Source organism: Clostridium sp. LS (genome assembly GCF_002760435.1).
In the GTDB taxonomy this organism is placed as follows: domain Bacteria; phylum Bacillota; class Clostridia; order Clostridiales; family Clostridiaceae; genus Clostridium.
This window is the reverse complement of the sequence record NZ_AUUU01000029.1, coordinates 1-16,725: the sequence shown is the minus strand read 5'-3', so window position 1 is coordinate 16,725 and position 16,725 is coordinate 1. Positions and strand designations below refer to the sequence as shown.

General features: G+C 27.6%; 13 protein-coding genes. 12 read left to right on the top strand and 1 reads right to left on the bottom strand.

Translation table 11 applies throughout. From position 1 onward, the window contains the following. Positions 1-18: 18 nt before the first annotated feature. Positions 19-300 carry a hypothetical protein gene (locus tag COL3_RS07600; RefSeq protein WP_008420671.1) on the bottom strand — a complete coding sequence of 94 codons (282 nt, stop codon included), beginning with the start codon at positions 298-300 and terminating at the stop codon, positions 19-21. A gap of 431 nt (positions 301-731) precedes the next feature. On the opposite strand from COL3_RS07600, the gene COL3_RS07595 reads away from it, so the two are divergent. The 12 genes from COL3_RS07595 to COL3_RS07540 all read left to right on the top strand — a co-directional run bounded on the left by COL3_RS07595 (position 732) and on the right by COL3_RS07540 (position 16,481). After that, positions 732-3,830 (top strand): glycosyltransferase, encoded by a 3,099-nt coding sequence (locus COL3_RS07595; protein WP_008420670.1) that lies wholly within the window; start codon positions 732-734, stop codon positions 3,828-3,830. 54 nt (positions 3,831-3,884) lie between these two features. Next, complete coding sequence (locus COL3_RS07590) at positions 3,885-4,847, top strand: GDP-mannose 4,6-dehydratase (protein WP_008420669.1); 963 nt, start codon at positions 3,885-3,887, stop codon at positions 4,845-4,847. After that, complete coding sequence (locus COL3_RS07585) at positions 4,840-5,946, top strand: DegT/DnrJ/EryC1/StrS family aminotransferase (protein WP_008420664.1); 1,107 nt, start codon at positions 4,840-4,842, stop codon at positions 5,944-5,946. Before COL3_RS07590 ends, COL3_RS07585 begins: the two co-directional genes overlap by 8 nt. Next, complete coding sequence (locus COL3_RS07580; RefSeq protein ID WP_008420663.1) at positions 5,936-7,003, top strand: hypothetical protein; 1,068 nt, start codon at positions 5,936-5,938, stop codon at positions 7,001-7,003. Before COL3_RS07585 ends, COL3_RS07580 begins: the two co-directional genes overlap by 11 nt. Then, positions 6,990-7,880 (top strand): UDP-3-O-(3-hydroxymyristoyl)glucosamine N-acyltransferase, encoded by an 891-nt coding sequence (locus tag COL3_RS07575; protein WP_008420662.1) that lies wholly within the window; start codon positions 6,990-6,992, stop codon positions 7,878-7,880. Before COL3_RS07580 ends, COL3_RS07575 begins: the two co-directional genes overlap by 14 nt. A 226-nt stretch (positions 7,881-8,106) precedes the next feature. Next, positions 8,107-9,894 (top strand): TPR domain-containing glycosyltransferase, encoded by a 1,788-nt coding sequence (locus COL3_RS07570; RefSeq protein WP_008420661.1) that lies wholly within the window; start codon positions 8,107-8,109, stop codon positions 9,892-9,894. 173 nt (positions 9,895-10,067) lie between these two features. After that, on the top strand, positions 10,068-11,129 hold the full coding sequence (gene hisC / locus COL3_RS07565; protein WP_008420660.1) for a histidinol-phosphate transaminase: 1,062 nt from the start codon (positions 10,068-10,070) through the stop codon (positions 11,127-11,129). A gap of 79 nt (positions 11,130-11,208) precedes the next feature. Beyond that, complete coding sequence (locus COL3_RS07560) at positions 11,209-11,715, top strand: GNAT family N-acetyltransferase (protein WP_008420659.1); 507 nt, start codon at positions 11,209-11,211, stop codon at positions 11,713-11,715. A gap of 23 nt (positions 11,716-11,738) precedes the next feature. Beyond that, positions 11,739-12,773, top strand: a complete 1,035-nt coding sequence (locus COL3_RS07555) for a M42 family metallopeptidase (protein WP_008420658.1) — start codon at positions 11,739-11,741, stop codon at positions 12,771-12,773. A 153-nt stretch (positions 12,774-12,926) separates the two neighbouring features. Beyond that, positions 12,927-14,171 carry an extracellular solute-binding protein gene (locus COL3_RS07550; RefSeq protein ID WP_008420657.1) on the top strand — a complete coding sequence of 415 codons (1,245 nt, stop codon included), beginning with the start codon at positions 12,927-12,929 and terminating at the stop codon, positions 14,169-14,171. A gap of 38 nt (positions 14,172-14,209) precedes the next feature. Next, positions 14,210-14,851: an HAD family phosphatase gene (locus COL3_RS07545; RefSeq protein WP_008420656.1), complete on the top strand. Its 642-nt coding sequence runs from the start codon at positions 14,210-14,212 to the stop codon at positions 14,849-14,851. A gap of 151 nt (positions 14,852-15,002) precedes the next feature. Further along, a complete protein-coding gene (locus COL3_RS07540) occupies positions 15,003-16,481 on the top strand; it encodes a leucine-rich repeat domain-containing protein (RefSeq protein ID WP_008420655.1) in 1,479 nt (492 codons plus the stop codon). Positions 16,482-16,725: the final 244 nt, after the last annotated feature.

The following is a 16,725-nucleotide window of genomic DNA, read 5'->3' as shown; positions in this document are numbered from 1 at the left end:
ATAATATATTTTTGTATTCTATGCTTGAGCTGTGAAAGAGAAAGCATAGGATGGTGTAACAGTACCACTAGTAAATTTAGGAACAATAGCTACGTTGTATGTCCCGTGAAAGACATATTGTGTGGAAGTAGGAGCAATTGAAATTGTTCGATAATATATATCATTTCTACTTGGATTAGTAACGGTAACTCTTATACGAACATAGCCTTGAGTATTATCACCAGGAACAGTGCCTAAAACTTGAACTGATCTAACAGAGCTAGTTTTGGGAGTATCGAAATCTACAGTAAAATCTGCCATTTAATACATCTCCTTAAAAGATTTTTTAAAATTTTTCTATTATATATTTTATTGATAGTTTTATAAATTGTGAATAGATTAAATTAATTTGTAGATTATTAAGTGAATTTTTGAATACGAGGAGAAATTTATATTATTTTATGAGTTGAATGATAACAAGTATAAGATGCTTTAAATTATAAAAATCTATTGAATATCACTTTAGGCACAATCAAAAAAATAATAAGTCCATTTGACAGTATATTTTCCATCATCCTACGTCTGCAAAATGCCATAATAGGCCTACTATGATGGCATTTTACCTTCTTATCTGATGAAAAATATTCACGCCAGCCTTTGACTTATTATTTTATTTCATGTGCCTTAATGATAAATCATATTATAAAAAGCTATAGAATAAGATATTACATATAGAATATTGGAGTGATAAAATGCAAGCGGACTTAAAAATTACTATAAATAATCCAGAGGGAGAATTAACTAAATGTATAGAAACAATAGAAAAAAAACAAGATCAAAAAGGAAATAAGGATAGAATAGCTTTTTTTGTAAAATTAGGATTAGACAGTTTTCTTGATGATATTATTAAAGTCTTATCAAAAGATTATGAAATAAAAAAGATAATAGTACGAGATTATAAACAAATTGATGAAGGGATGAATTGGGCAGATATATGTTGGTTTGAGTGGTGTGATGAACTGGTGGGTTATGGAAGTAAATTAGAGTTGGCTGAAGAAAAGAGAATTTTATGCAGACTTCATAGTTATGAAGCTTTTACAGATTATATCAATAATGTTAATTGGAATAATATTGATAGTCTCATATTGGTTTGTGAATATATTAAAAATTTTATAATTGAAAATTTTAATATAGATAAAAAAATTATGACAGTGATAGCTAATGGAATAGATGAAGATAAGTGGATTTTTAGAGAGAAAAAAAATGGATTTAATATAGCATATGTGGGGTATATAAATTACAAAAAGGGGCCAATGCTTCTATTGCACACGTTTAAGGCCATTTATGAAAAAGATCATAGATACAAATTGTATATTGCTGGAGTTTTTCAAGATAATAGAGATGTACTTTATTATAACCAAATGGTACGAGAATTCGGTTTGCAGAGCAATGTTATATATGAAGGTTGGCAAGATGATTTAGATAAATGGCTTAATGATAAAGATTATATACTATGTACTAGCATCCTTGAATCACAAAATATAAGTGTTATGCAAGCTATGTGCAAGGGGATTAAACCAATAATACACAATTTTGTTGGAGCAAAAATGATATATGATAACAAATATGTATGGAATACAATTGATGAAGCTATTAATATGATTATGTCAGATAAGTATGATTCTTACGAATATAGAAAATATATTATTGATAGATATAGTGCTGTAGAGCAAAAAACTAGAATAACTGAGTTAATTACTAGACTAAACTTACAGAAAAAAGATAAGGAGCTATTAAAAGAGCCATTAGTTACAATTGGAATTATAAATTATAATTGTTCAGAATTTTTAGAACAATCTATAGAATCTGTATTAAAGCAAACATATAAAAATATTGAGATAATTATTATTGATGATTGTTCAATTGATGATTCAGTAGAAAAAATAAAATTATATGAAAAAAAATGTAAAAATATTAGAACTATATTTCATAAAGAAAACAGTGGAAGTGTATATAAAGGAATAAAAGAAGTTATTAAATATGCAAGTGGCGAATATTTTATGTTATTATCGTCTGATGATTTTTTAGTGGATGTAAATGTAATAAAAAACCATATTATAGAATTTTTATTGAATAGTGAACTAGATTATGTCTATGGGAATATTAAAATATGTGATGAATTAGGAATTAATAAATATGGATGGCAAAACAAGGATTATACTGATGATGAAATAATATTTGAAACGTTTAATCGAAAAGGTTCAGGAGTAATTCCGTTTAGTATTGGTTTATTCAAAAAAAATTTTTATGAAAGAAATAATTTGACTTTATTAATAGATGAGAATAATAGGGTAGCAGGAGATACTTTAAATACCTTAGTAAATTTAAAGTATGGTTGGAAAAGAAAATATATAGATTGCGATACAATTTGTTATAGACACCATGATAACAATATGACTTATGATTTAGAAAATAGAATTAAATCAATTATATCTGTTATGGAATATATAGTAAATAACTTTGATGAAAGAAAATACTTAACAGTCTCAGACTGGGGAGAATTGGATAAAAAATCACAGGAAAGTAAAAAAGATTATCTTATTGGAGTTAATTATTATAACACATATCTTATGTATTTAAATGGTAGTGGTATGCCTTGGAAACATGATTTAGATTTTGATATAGAACAAATAAAAGTATATTTACAGCCACTTATTAAAGTTATAGAAAAATACATGAAAAAAAGTTTGAGTAATAGTAGTTTATTTAGTCATGACATTAAAAATATTTTAAATGAAATAAGCACGCATAAAATAGAAATTAATATTAATAAACAAAGTGAAGAATATATTGCACAGACTCAAATAGTAGATAAAGGAAAAGAGTTAAAAAGAAGTTTGCTAGAAAAATACAAGGATAAATATAAAAGTTATAATTTTAAAATACTAATTTACTCAGTTACAAATGGATTCTGGAAGTATAGCTTTATCTCGTGGAAACAAATTTTAAATTATATGGGGGTTAAAGTTGATATAGTATATGAAGTAGGTCCACAGTTAAATTATGAAGAATATGATATTTATATAAATATAGCAGATAAAGTTTATATAGGTAATTCTTTTGTAAATCAATCTATAGAGCGTATAAAAAATAAAATAGGGTTGGTTTCTAAACAAATTGATAATGAAAAATTGGATTTAATTAATATACAGTTGTGTAGGAATTTTAATTATAAGTTTTTAATATCATCATTAGTAGAAGAAACAAATGATGAACATTTATATAACTGGGTAGAAAATAAGATCGATATAGTTAATGTTCCATTTGGATTTAATCCATTAATTTACTATCCAGAAAATACTTCTAAAGTATATGAGTATTTTTTGGTTGGAACTAACAGCTATATAAAGTGTAAAGAAACAGAAAAGTATTTAACACCAATTCTTAATAAATATAAATGTGGAATATTAAGAGGGACAGGATGGGAGAAGACTAGTATAGAATTAAATCCTAATAATGCAAAGTTTTTTTATAACAGAGCTAAAATAAACTTAAATTATCATTTAGATATACAAAAGCAAATAAGAAGTGAAGTTAACGAGAGAACCTTTATTATAGGAGCCTGCGGTGGATTTCAGTTAGTAGATAATCCTAAGCTAATTTATGACTTATATACAGAAGATGATATGGCAATAGCTAATGACGAATATGAATATATAAAAAAATTTGAATATTATTTAAATAAACCATTAGAAAGGGTTGAAAAAGCATATAATGCATTAATAAAAACTTATGAAAATAATTATAGTTTATTTAGCAGGTTAGAAATAATTTTGCAAAAATTCATTTAGCAAAATTAATAAGCTATATTATTTATAGAGAAATTTATGAGGGAGTATATATAATTGATTAGAAATAAAAAAATATTTTTAACAGGTGGAGCCGGATTTATAGGAACAAAATTATGTTACTTGCTAAGCAAAAATAATGAAATATTAATTTATGATAATTTAAATAGAAATTCGATAAAACACACTAGGTTATTAAATAAAGACAATATAAAATTAGTTAAAGGAGATATTTTAGATTTAAATTATTTAAAGCAGATAATAGATAAATTTCAGCCTAATATAGTAATTCACTTAGCAGCAATAGCAGGAATTGATACTGTCATAAAAAATCCAGTGACTACTATGAAAGTTAATATGCTTGGTACTTATAATGTTTTAGAAGCATTAAAAGACCATGAAATAGAGAGATTTATAGATTTTTCTACATCAGAGGTCTTTGGTTCTTACGCATATAAAGTAGATGAAGGCCATTCGACAAACCTAGCTCCTGTAGGGGAAGCAAGGTGGACTTATTCTGTTTCGAAACTTGCTGGAGAACATTTGACTCATAGCTATTACAAGGAATATGGACTGCCTATAGTTACGGTAAGGCCTTTTAATATATATGGTGATGGTCAAGTTGGGGAAGGAGCAATTCATCAATTTGTTGTTAGAGCTATAAAAAATGAGCAGATACAAATTCATGGTGATGGTGATCAGATACGATCTTGGTGTTTTATAGATGATTTTATAGATGGAATAATGCTTTGTTTAAGTAATAAGAAAGCCATAGGACAATCGTTTAACATTGGTAATCCGAGGGGAACAATAACTATATCGATGCTTGCTAAGTTAATAAAAACTATAGCACATTCCAAATCTGAAATTGTTTATGTGCCTAAATCTTATGTGGATGTTGAACTTAGGATTCCTAGCATAGAGAAAGCTAAAAAAATTTTAAAGTTTAATCCTAAATATGATTTAGATGAAGGATTAGAAAAAACAATTCAGTGGTATAGAGGTGTTTTGAATGATTAAACTTGCAGTACCAGATGTAGGTCAAGAAGAATTAGAGGAAATAAAAAAGGTTTTTGATTCAAAATATTTGGTACAAGGTAATAAGGTAGAGGAATTTGAAAATCAAATAAAAAATTATTTAAATATTAAACATGCTATAGCAGTTAGCAGTGGAACTGCTGCTCTACATTTAGCTTTACTTGCTGTGGGCTTAGAAATAGGAGATGAAGTTATAGTTCCTGATTTTACATTTCCAGCTACAGCTAATGTAGTAGAAATTATAGGCGCATCAATTAAATTTGTAGATATAACTTTAGATAGTTACTGTATAGATACTGAAAAAATAAAGAGTATGATTACAAATAAAACTAAGGCTGTTATTCCAGTTCATGAATTTGGTCAAACGGCTGATATGGATATGATCATGGATTTAGCTAAAAAATATAATTTAAAAGTTATAGAGGATGCAGCTTGTGCTCTTGGAGCAGAATATAAATTTAAAAAAGCTGGAACTATTGGAGATATAGGCTGCTTTAGTCTTCATCCAAGGAAAGCTATAACTACAGGGGAAGGTGGAATTGTCGTTACTAATAATGATGAATTGGCTGATAAAATCAAAATATTAAGAAATCATGGTATAAAATATATTGACGGAAAAGCTAAATTTGTAACTGCAGGCTTAAATTATAGAATGACGAACATTCAAGGAGCTATTGCAACTGTACAAATGAAAAAATTAGAGGAAATAAATAATAAAAAAATCAAATTAGCTATGGAGTATAATCAAATATTAAAAAAAATAAAAGGTATAACCTTACCCAAGGAAAAAAGCTATGGCAAGCATGCATGGCAGACATATCACATACTTTTAAACGAAGAAATTAATAGAGATGAATTAATAAAAAGTTTAAAAGATAATGGAATAGAAACTAATATAGGAGCTTATGCATTACATGGAGAACCCTATTATAAGAAAAAGTATAGATATGAAAATTATGGATTTAATAATTCAATAAATGCATATAAGCATGGTATGGTATTGCCATTACACAAAAATATTTCCATTGAAGAGATATCTTATGTAGCATTAGTGTTGGAGAAAATTTTAAATGAAAGATAATTTAATAGAATATTTTAAAAAGAAAGGTATGATAAATCCTATAAGAAGCATTAGCTTAATAAATAAGGCAATACAATTTAATAAGCTAAATTTAAATGATCTTATTATTTTTACAGAAGCAGCATCAGGTGAATTCATATATACACCAATTATTGCTGCGATGGCTGGTGCTAAAAAAGTTTATGCAATAACAAAGGATTCAGAATATGCAAATAAAGAAGAAGTAAGAAAGAATACAATGTTATTTGCGGAATTATGCGATGTTAAAGATAAAGTATGTGTAACTTATAATAAACAAAATATTAAAGAAGCAGATATTATTACAAATTTAGGATTTGTAAGGCCAATTGATAGAGAAACTATAGATATGCTAAAGGAAAATGCAGTAATTTCATATATGTGTGAACCATGGGAATTTAGAAAAGAAGATTTAGATATAGATTATTGCAGGCAAAAAGCTATTAAAATAATGGGAACAAATGAAAATTATCCTGGATTAGACGTTTTTAAATTTAATGGTCCGCTTGCAGTAAAGATGTTATTTGATGCGGGAATAGAGGTTTATAAAAGTAAGATAATAATTGTGAGCAATGATAATTTTGGTAATGTAATATACGATACATTGTCAAAATTATCATCGGATGCAGTTTTAGTAAAAGATTTAAATGAAGATAATTATAGTTTATTAACAAATGCTGATGCCATAATTATTGCAGATTATACATGCGATAAATGTTTCATAGGAAAAAATTTCTCTGGAATATCAGCAGAGAAATTAAAGGAATTGTCTGATTTTGTAACAGTTGTACAATTTGCTGGAATAGTTGATATTAATGATTTAAAGGAAAATAAAATATCTTTTTATCCCGACTGTAATGTTGGCAATTATAGAATGGGTAAAACTCTAGCATATTTGGGACCTAAGCCAATAATTGATTTACATTGTGCAGGCCTTAAGGTTGGAGAGATTATGTATAAAAGTGATAAGATGAATATTTCAAATAAATTGTGTCATAAGTTTGCAAAAATTGAAGGTGAAAAGAATGAAATTATCTGATTTTGTTAGCAAAATATCTGATATATATATTTACAGAGATGGTGAATTTAATGCACTTGATTTCGCTAATTCTAGATTAAATAATAAAATATTGACATTCATTGATGATGAAAGATATATAAATAGGTTATCAGAGTATATTACTTGTATAATATGTAATAGTAAAATTGCAAAAATTCTCCCTGAAAAATATGGTATCTGTTTATCAAATAATCCTCGCTTAGATTTTTATTTAACCCACAATTATTTAAATAAAAATTCATCTTCATATATGATGCAGGAGTTTAAAACATCGATTGGTGAGAATTGTAAAATAAATAATCGAAGCAGCATAAGCAGTAAAAATGTTGTCATAGGTAACAATGTAACCATAGAAGAACAAGTTATTATTAGAGAAAATGTTAAAATTTTAGACAATTCGATAATTAGGGCAGGAGCTATAATAGGAGGAGAAGGATTTCAATTTAATAAAGTAGGAAAAACAATTTTTATTGAACACGGCGGTGGAGTTATAATCGGGAAAGATGTTGAGGTACAATACAATACTTGTATTGATAAGGCAATTTTCCCTTGGGACAATACTATAATTGGTAATGAAACAAAAATTGATAACTTAGTGCATGTTGGCCATGCTGCCAAAATAGGCGAAAGATGTTTAGTTGCAGCTAATGCTTTAATTGGCGGCAGCACGGTTATTGGAAATGATTGTTGGATTGGAGTAAGTGCTACCATTTCTAATGGACTTATTATTGGTAATAATACTAGTATTAAAATTGGAGCCGTTGTTACAAAAAATGTTCCAGATGGGATTAGTGTTTCAGGAAACTTTGCAATCGAACATAATAAATTTATTAAGTTTGTTAAAAGTATAAGCTAATAATATTGTTTTAAGGTATATAATAAAATAATTTTATTGGTATAAGGGAGAAAAAGCCGGGGAAGAACCTGGTTTTTTTAATTATAATATAGTTTATTTCATAGAAATACAAATTAATCACGCCTCCATATAAAAGACATAGTATATTATAGAGGGATATACTTACATTAAAAAATAAATTAACTCTAATATTATTAGGCAAGAAATTTAGGATAGGAGCGATGGAATGAAAAATGAAGTAAGCTTATGTATGATTGTAAAAAATGAAGAGGAATATCTGCCAAAATGTCTTAGCAGTATCAAAGATATCATTGATGAAATAATTATAGTTGATACAGGATCTACGGATAAAACAGTAGAAATTGCTAAAACTTTTGGCGCCAAAATTTATTATTTTAAGTGGAATAATAATTTTAGTGAAGCTAGAAATGAATCATTAAAATATGCGACTAAAGACTGGATACTTATATTGGATGCAGATGATGAATTATTTGAAGAAGATAGAAAAACTTTTAAAGCATTATTAAATAGTAAACTAGATGAAAAAGCAATATATTATTTTGAAACATTAAGCTATTATGGAAGTAATATCGAAAAAGGAGATATTGCTATAAATATAAATCCACGATTATTTAAAAATAATCGTGGAATTCATTATAAAGGAGAAGTTCATAATCAGTTAGTATTTTATCAAGGAGAATATAATGCTATTTGTGATTCTATAAAAATACATCATTATGGATATTTAGATAAAAGGATAACTTCTAAGGATAAAAGAAATAGGAATATTTCTATTTTAAAAGAACAAATAAAAGTTAATCCAAATGATGGGTTCGCTTATTTCAATTTAGGAAATGAGTATGCTTCACTAGATGATATGAACGCTGCATTAGAATATTATTATAAATCTTATGAAGATTTTGATTCAGGCAGGGGATATAGCTTTATATTGATATTGCGCATAATTGTTTCAAATTATAATTTAGGAAATTATGATGAAGCTTTGAAGTTTATAGATGTTGGAGTTCAACATTATCCAAAGTGCACAGACTTGTATTACTATCAAGCGCTAATTTTCAAAGCTACTGATAGACCAACTCTTCAGATAAAAGCATTAGAGAAATGTATTGAAATAGGAGAAGCACCTTCAGAGCTAAAATTTCTATATGGAACTGGAAGTTTTAGAGCTTATTATGAATTAGGTAATATTTATATGAAGTATAAAGACTACGATACTGCATACAACCTTTATATTGAATCAATGAGTTCAAAACCTGATTATATTGAGCCTTTATATAATATAGCTAATATATTAAAGGAACAAAATGTTCCAATAGAAAAATTTAAGGCCATAATAGAAGAATTTTTTTCAAAAAACAAAGAATCTTGTTATGCAATTATTGCAGATCTGTTTTATCATGTAGAATATTATAAAACAGCATTAGAATATATGAAAAAATATGAAGATACAGGAACAAGTGCGGAAGACACTATAATGTTAAAGCTAAGATGTCTTATAAGAAACGGAGATTTTGAAGAATATTTAAGCATAAATGAAATGGACAAAAAGAGTTCTTGTTATATGTTTTTTTCAATGTATAGAGTTTTGAGTGCCATTTTATTAAAAAAATATGATTATGCATCATCTATAGTTAATAACTTTAAATATGATGAGTTATCAATTTATGATAAAAAACTTCTTGATGTATATTCAGAGTTAATTAAGTTGTTTACTAAAGAATCAACGAGAATATTATCACAAGATAAAAATAATAAGGAATATATGAATATAATTTTAGAAATTTTAGAAGTATTGCTTATAAATAATAAATTCGATGAACTAAAAATAGCTGTTAATTTATTAAATTTAATAGATAATAAATATGCATTGTTTTATCTTGGAAAGCTTTATTTTAAGAATGGATACATTGATCTTGCTAAAAAAGAGATATTAAGATCAATAAAAGAATTTGATGTATATGACTCCGAAAGTTTAGATATATTAAAGTATTAATCTGATTATGGAGATTTTAAGCTATTTCATTAATGTGGGAGATTATTGATAAGCTTGAATCTCTTTTTTTAAAATTATTTTTTATGAAGTCTTTTAAGAATGTTCTCTTTGCACATAGAGGTGAAATTAGGTTATAATGTACTAAAAAGCTAAACACACTAGGGGGCAATTAAATGAGTAAATATTGGAATGAAAAAGTAAGTGAAATAGAGCCTTATGTGCCAGGGGAGCAGCCTAAGGATAAAAAGTACATAAAGTTAAACACTAATGAAAATCCATACCCACCTTCAAATAAGGTTATAGAAGTTATGAAAAGTGCTGTTAATGGAGATTTAAAGCTTTATCCAGATCCAACTTGTAGTGATCTAATAAATGAAATTGCAGAGTATTATGATTTAAATAAAGATCAAATATTTATAGGGAATGGTTCGGATGAGATTTTGGCATTTTCATTTATGACTTTTTTCTCTAAAGATAGAAAGATTTTATTTCCAGATATAAGCTATACTTTTTATAAAGTTTACGCAGAACTTTTTGGTTTAAATTACGAATTGGTGAAATTAGATAATAATTTCGATATTCCACTAGAAGAGTTGAAAAAAGGAAATGGAGGAGTGATAATTCCAAATCCAAATGCACCAACAGGAAAATATATTGATGTAGAAGATTTAAAAAAATTAATTGAGGCGAATAAGGATACTGTTGTTATAATTGATGAAGCTTATATAGATTTTGGCGGTCAATCAATGGTTAAATTTATAAAGGACTATGACAATCTTTTAGTAATTCAAACTTTATCAAAGTCTCGTTCACTAGCTGGACTTAGAGTCGGATTTGCTCTTGGACATAAGGATTTAATTGAAGGATTAAATAGAATTAAAAATAGTATAAATTCTTATACTATAGATAGAGTAGCCCTTGCTGGAGCTAAAGCAGCAATTGAAGATAACGAGTATTTTGAGGAAATAACTAATAAAATTATAAATACGAGGGAAAAAGTTGTTAAAGATTTAGAGGCTTTAAATTTCAGAGTTCTGGAATCAAAAGCTAACTTTGTTTTTGCAAGTCATAATAGAGTTTCAGGTAAATTTTTATATGAGACATTAAAAGAAAATGGAGTGTTAGTTAGATATTTTAATAAGGATAGAATAGATAACTTTTTAAGAATAACTATAGGTACCGATGAAGAAATGAAAATCCTAATTGAAAAGCTTAAAGAGATATTAAAAAAATAAAAATAAAAGATAAGTTATATAATCTAAAGAGTTATATTTGGATTATATAACTTATTGTTATTACTTGGGAGATGATTAAGTGGAAAATAGAATAGATACAAGAATAAACAATTTTAAAATTAGGTTTGCAAAAGAAGATGATACTAAATTAATATTAGAGTTCATAAGGGAATTGGCAGATTATGAGAAACTATTAAGTGAGGTAATTGCTACAGAGGAAATCATTTATGATTCACTTTTTATAAGAAAAAAGGCTGAAGTTGTTATAGGAGAATATGATGGAAAACCAGTAGGATTCGCATTGTTTTTTCATAATTTTTCAACCTTTCTTGGCAAACCAGGGATATATTTAGAAGATTTATATATTAAGCCAGAGTTTAGAAAACTAGGATTAGGTAAAATTATGTTAACTTTTCTTGGGAAGCTGGCTATTGAACGTGATTGCGGCAGGTTAGAGTGGTGGTGTATAGATTGGAATGAATCAGCTATAGATTTTTATAAAAAGATGGGTGCAAAGCAAATGGATGAATGGACTGTTTATAGAGTTGATAATGAAGTACTATCCAATCTATCAAATGAGTTTTAAATTTTTTTAGGAGTGATTAACATATGAATTTGAACATTAATAAAAAGTATATCTTGGATATTGCTAAAGAAATATTGGAAACTGATAGCCCAACTGGTTATTGTTTTGAGGTAATAGATAAAATTAAAAGCATAGCTGAAGGTTTCGGATACAATTTCGAAACAACAAACAAGGGCTGTGGAATAATAACAATAAAAGGTAAATCTGAAGAAAAAGTAGTAGGGTTATCTGCACATGTTGATACATTAGGTGCTATGGTTAGATCAATAACGGGAGAAGGAAAATTAAAATTTACGTTACTAGGAGGGCCAATTGTTCCAACTTTAGATGGTGAATATTGTATTATAAGGACAAGAGAAGGCAAAAAGTTTACTGGAACATTTCTTAGCACAAGCCCTGCAGCCCATGTATTCGAAGATAGTTCTAATAAAATAAGAGATGCTAAAAATATGGAAATACGAATTGATGAAAGGGTAGGATCAAAAGATGATACAATAAATTTAGGAATATGCCCAGGGGATTTTATATTTATTGATCCTAAAACTACAATTACTGAAAATGGATTTATAAAATCGAGATTCATAGATGATAAAGGCAGCGTTTCATGCCTTATGGGACTATTAGAATTATTCAATAGAGAAAAAATTGTACCAAATTATACAACTAAAATATTTATTTCAACTTATGAAGAAGTTGGCCATGGGTCGTCATTTATTCCTAAAGATATAAATGAACTAATAGCTGTAGATATGGGATGCATTGGCGATGATTTAAGTTGTACTGAATATGATGTATCAATTTGTGCCAAGGATTCAGGAGGCCCTTATGATTATAATATGGTAACAAAGCTTGTAAATCTAGCCAAAGATAATAAATTGAGTTATGCAGTAGATATATATCCAATGTATGGTTCAGATGTAGGAGCTGCGTTAAGAGGCGGGAATGACATTAGGGGGGCATTAATTGGGCCTGGAGTCCACGCATCTCATGGGATGGAGAGAACACATTATAATGCTCTTGAAAATACAATAAAACTTTTATATTTTTATTTAACTTAATAGAAGAACTACTTTGACATGAAAATATTAGAAGAAACTACAAAAAATATAAAATTTATAGTCATATATATAACGGATAAAAGAATAATGTTATAATTGAAATTACTCTCATGTGAAAATCTGTAATTTTAAAATTATTATACGAGGTGCTATATGAAAAGTAAGATAATAAAAGTTTTAAGTTGTTTTATTTTATGTACATGTTTTGCTGGTGTTTTTAGTGGATGCAGTGGAACAAGGAAGGAAGAAAGTAAAAAAATTAACATTATTCTTGATTCAACAGAAGATGAAGGAAATGAAATTAAAAAGATTGCACAAAAATGGAGCGAAGATAATGGTATTGAGGTTAATGTAGTAGTCAGCTCACTTTATACGGGGGGAAGTGCCGATGAATATTTAGGAGCTACTCAAAATGGAAGTGCGCCTCAAAATGAAAATTCTATAGATATAGAATTTGGATTGAGTCATGAATTTTTGGAAAAATTAGCGAAGCTAGGTTTAGCGGAAGAAGTACCAAATAATTTAATTGACTTTAATAATTATATATCAAAAGATTTAATAGATGCAGTATCTATTAATAATAAAGTATATGCCTATCCTATATCTCAAGAGTGCCCAGCTTTATTTTACAATAAAGCTTTGGTTAACAAAGTTCCAGACACTATGGAAAATTTAGTTGAAGAAGGGAAAACTAAAGGATTTGAATTTGATCTTAATAATTTTTACTTATCATATGAATTTATAAATGCTGAAGGTGGATATACTTTTAAAAATAATAATGGTACTTTTAATAAAGATGATATGGGTTTAAATAGTAAAGGAGCAATAGAAGGGTATAAATTTCTGCAAGATTTAATACAAAAAGATAAATTAATGCCTACAGATATAAACGAAAATACAGCTCAGTCAGCATTTTATAATGGACAATCTGCTTACTATATAGGGGAGACTAAAATACTAAAGATGATGAAAGAAAATAATGCTAACTTAAAGTTTGGAGTGGTACCGATTCCTAAACTTGACGGCAAAATTGTGAAACCATTTAAAGGTGTTAAAGTGGCATTAGTTAATCCAAAATCAAATAATAAAGAGGAATCTTATAAATTGCTAAAATATATAATTGAAAATTCTAAGGGAATTCTAATGAGTAAAGGAAATAGGCTTCCGGTATTTAAGGACGCTCTAGAAAGCGAAAGCTTTAAAAATGATGAATATTTGCAAGGATTTTATTTACAAGCAAAAGATTCAGAAATAATGCCTAATATAGTTGAAACAGAATATATGTGGGGACCAGTTACTTCTAATTTAAGTTTATTAACAGCAGGTCAAATAACCCCAGAACAATGTGGAGAGAATATTATTACTGGTATTAAAGAAGGAAGTCAAATGGTTAAATAGTAACAGATTTGAGATATATGTAAGCAAAGGAGTAATATATGAAAGCAGTAATATTTGATATGGATGGAGTAATAATAGATAGCGAGCCTATTCACTTTGAGGTTGATATGCAAACATTGAAAGATTTAGGATGTAATATTTCATTCGAAGAATTAGAAAAATATGTTGGAACTACAAATGAATATATGATTACTGATTTAAAAAGAAAATATAACATCAACCAATCAGTTGATGAAATAATTCAATATAAAGTAGAAATGACTAAAAAGAAGGTAATAGAATCTGATTTAAAGCCAATAGAAGGAATTTATGAATTATTATTACACTTAAAGAGGAATAATATTCCGATAGCGATTGCTTCATCATCGCCTAGAAGTTTTATAGAAGTAGTTATATCAAAATTTGAGATTAAAGATTATTTTAATTATATTATAAGCGGGGAGGAAGTTCTTAACGGAAAACCAGCTCCTGATATATATTTTAAAGCAGCTAAAAAATTAAAGGTGTCTCCAGAGAATTGTATTGTAATTGAGGACTCAAGAAATGGAGTGTTAGCTGCTAAAGCTGCTGGAATGAAATGCATTGGATTTAAAAATGTTAATTCTGGAAATCAAGATTTATCTAAAGCTGATATAATTGTAAAATCAATTTCAGAAATATTAATAATGAAATATATTTAATAAAGGGCCCGAAAATTGGAAATTAATTTGTATAAATTATGAAACATTATATGAATTAATTACCATAAGATTGGATTTTTTCATAAATATTTGAGATTATGTATCTAAAATGGTATAATTTATATGGAAAAAATAAAAGGGAGACGATTAGATGCGACGTAATAAATTAAAAAAATTAGTAGTAATTGCTGTATTTCTATGTATTAGTAGCGTTCCGGTAGTAACTTATGCACAAGATTCCAGAATAAATGGGGATATAACGGATCAAAGTAATATTAAAATCGAGAATAATTGGCTTACAAGCGAAGTTGCTAAGCAATTAAACAAAAGTGTAAGGGATCTCACAGAAAAAGATTTTCTGAGTATTAAAAAAATTGACTTAAGATATCAAAAAATTGAAGATGATATACCTGACGAAATACGATTGCTGAAGAATTTAGAATACTTGAATTTAAATTACTGTAGATTGGATAAAAAAATTCCTGAGTATTTAGGAGATTTGCCTAAGCTAACTTATTTAGATCTTGGTGATAATAAACTTGAATCTTTACCTGATAATATAAAGCAGAAAATTATAAGTGGTAAATATACATATTGTGATGTAGAAGGAAATGATTTTAATCTTGATGAAGGATGGTATTTCCTTAAGGGCAAATGGTGTTACTTAGATAGACATGGGGATAGAATTAAAGGGACAAGTTTAAAAATTAATGGAAAAGTATATGTATTTGATGAGGATGGAAATGTAAGAGATGGATGGGAAACCGATAAAAGCGGAAATAAGTATTATTATGATAAGGAAAATGGACTAGTTAAGAATGATTGGAAATTAATTTCCGGAAATTGGTATTATTTTAATGATGATGGGATAATGCAAAAAGGTTTGCAAACAGTCAAAGGAATAAAATACTATTTAGATAATAACGGAGTTATGATTACAGGTTGGCAAAAAATAGATAAAGACTGGTATTATTTTGGCAGCTCTGGCGGAATGCAATACGGATGGTTAACTTTAGATTATAAAACATATTATTTAAATCCAAGTACAGGTATCATGGTATCTGCAGATACAACAATAAATGGTAAAAAATATAGATTTAATTCTGATGGTTCATTGGTTAAGAATATATGGTTGGATAATTATACATATGTACAAGCAAATGGAGAAACGGTAAATACTTACTATAACTATTCACATTCAAATACAAATTATCAATTATTCAAATATATGACGAATGCCAACAATCAGTGGAGTGTTGACAGTACTGCAGTAGCCTTACATGGGGGAATTACCAGCAATAATTGTGTATATTTTTCATCCGAGGCACTCAGAAGGATTGGAGTAAATATACCTATATCAACAGCTAACACATATCAATTTGAAAATGTGCTAAAGAGCATGGGATTTGTGTACAGCTATGACTTTTCCCAAATAAAGCCAGGGGATATTGTATTTACAAATAATTATTCCCATGTTTACATTTTTATGTGCTGGGATAGGGATGGATATGCTTACATTGTAGATAATCAAAGGACAAGCTTTGGGAATCAAGTACTTCATAGAAGATTAGTCCTTCAAGATACTGCTACTACAGACAGGGCAACACATTTCTTCTATTATCCATATTAATATTCTTTATTTATATGCTTCGAGAAAACAAACTTAATTTTTATAGTTATAAGAGTTAACACTATACAGAATATAAATTATACAATTAAATAATTAAAAAGAAATTAACATTCATAATTAAGACTATGTATTAATTATGAATGTTTTTTTATTCTATAGGAATTTATAATGCAGTAAAATCTGTGGGCAACTTGTGAGAACGGCTATTTAATTGGGTCGAGTATGGAAAAAGAATAAAAAATAA

What these genes read in the sequence shown, in the direction of transcription:
- COL3_RS07600 (WP_008420671.1), bottom strand. Translation starts at nt 300, where the DNA reads ATGGCAGATTTTACTGTAGATTTCGATACTCCCAAAACTAGCTCTGTT.
- COL3_RS07595 (WP_008420670.1), top strand. Translation starts at nt 732, where the DNA reads ATGCAAGCGGACTTAAAAATTACTATAAATAATCCAGAGGGAGAATTA.
- COL3_RS07585 (WP_008420664.1), top strand. Translation starts at nt 4,840, where the DNA reads ATGATTAAACTTGCAGTACCAGATGTAGGTCAAGAAGAATTAGAGGAA.
- COL3_RS07580 (WP_008420663.1), top strand. Translation starts at nt 5,936, where the DNA reads ATGAAAGATAATTTAATAGAATATTTTAAAAAGAAAGGTATGATAAAT.
- COL3_RS07575 (WP_008420662.1), top strand. Translation starts at nt 6,990, where the DNA reads ATGAAATTATCTGATTTTGTTAGCAAAATATCTGATATATATATTTAC.
- COL3_RS07570 (WP_008420661.1), top strand. Translation starts at nt 8,107, where the DNA reads ATGAAAAATGAAGTAAGCTTATGTATGATTGTAAAAAATGAAGAGGAA.
- hisC (WP_008420660.1), top strand. Translation starts at nt 10,068, where the DNA reads ATGAGTAAATATTGGAATGAAAAAGTAAGTGAAATAGAGCCTTATGTG.
- COL3_RS07555 (WP_008420658.1), top strand. Translation starts at nt 11,739, where the DNA reads ATGAATTTGAACATTAATAAAAAGTATATCTTGGATATTGCTAAAGAA.
- COL3_RS07550 (WP_008420657.1), top strand. Translation starts at nt 12,927, where the DNA reads ATGAAAAGTAAGATAATAAAAGTTTTAAGTTGTTTTATTTTATGTACA.
- COL3_RS07545 (WP_008420656.1), top strand. Translation starts at nt 14,210, where the DNA reads ATGAAAGCAGTAATATTTGATATGGATGGAGTAATAATAGATAGCGAG.
- COL3_RS07540 (WP_008420655.1), top strand. Translation starts at nt 15,003, where the DNA reads ATGCGACGTAATAAATTAAAAAAATTAGTAGTAATTGCTGTATTTCTA.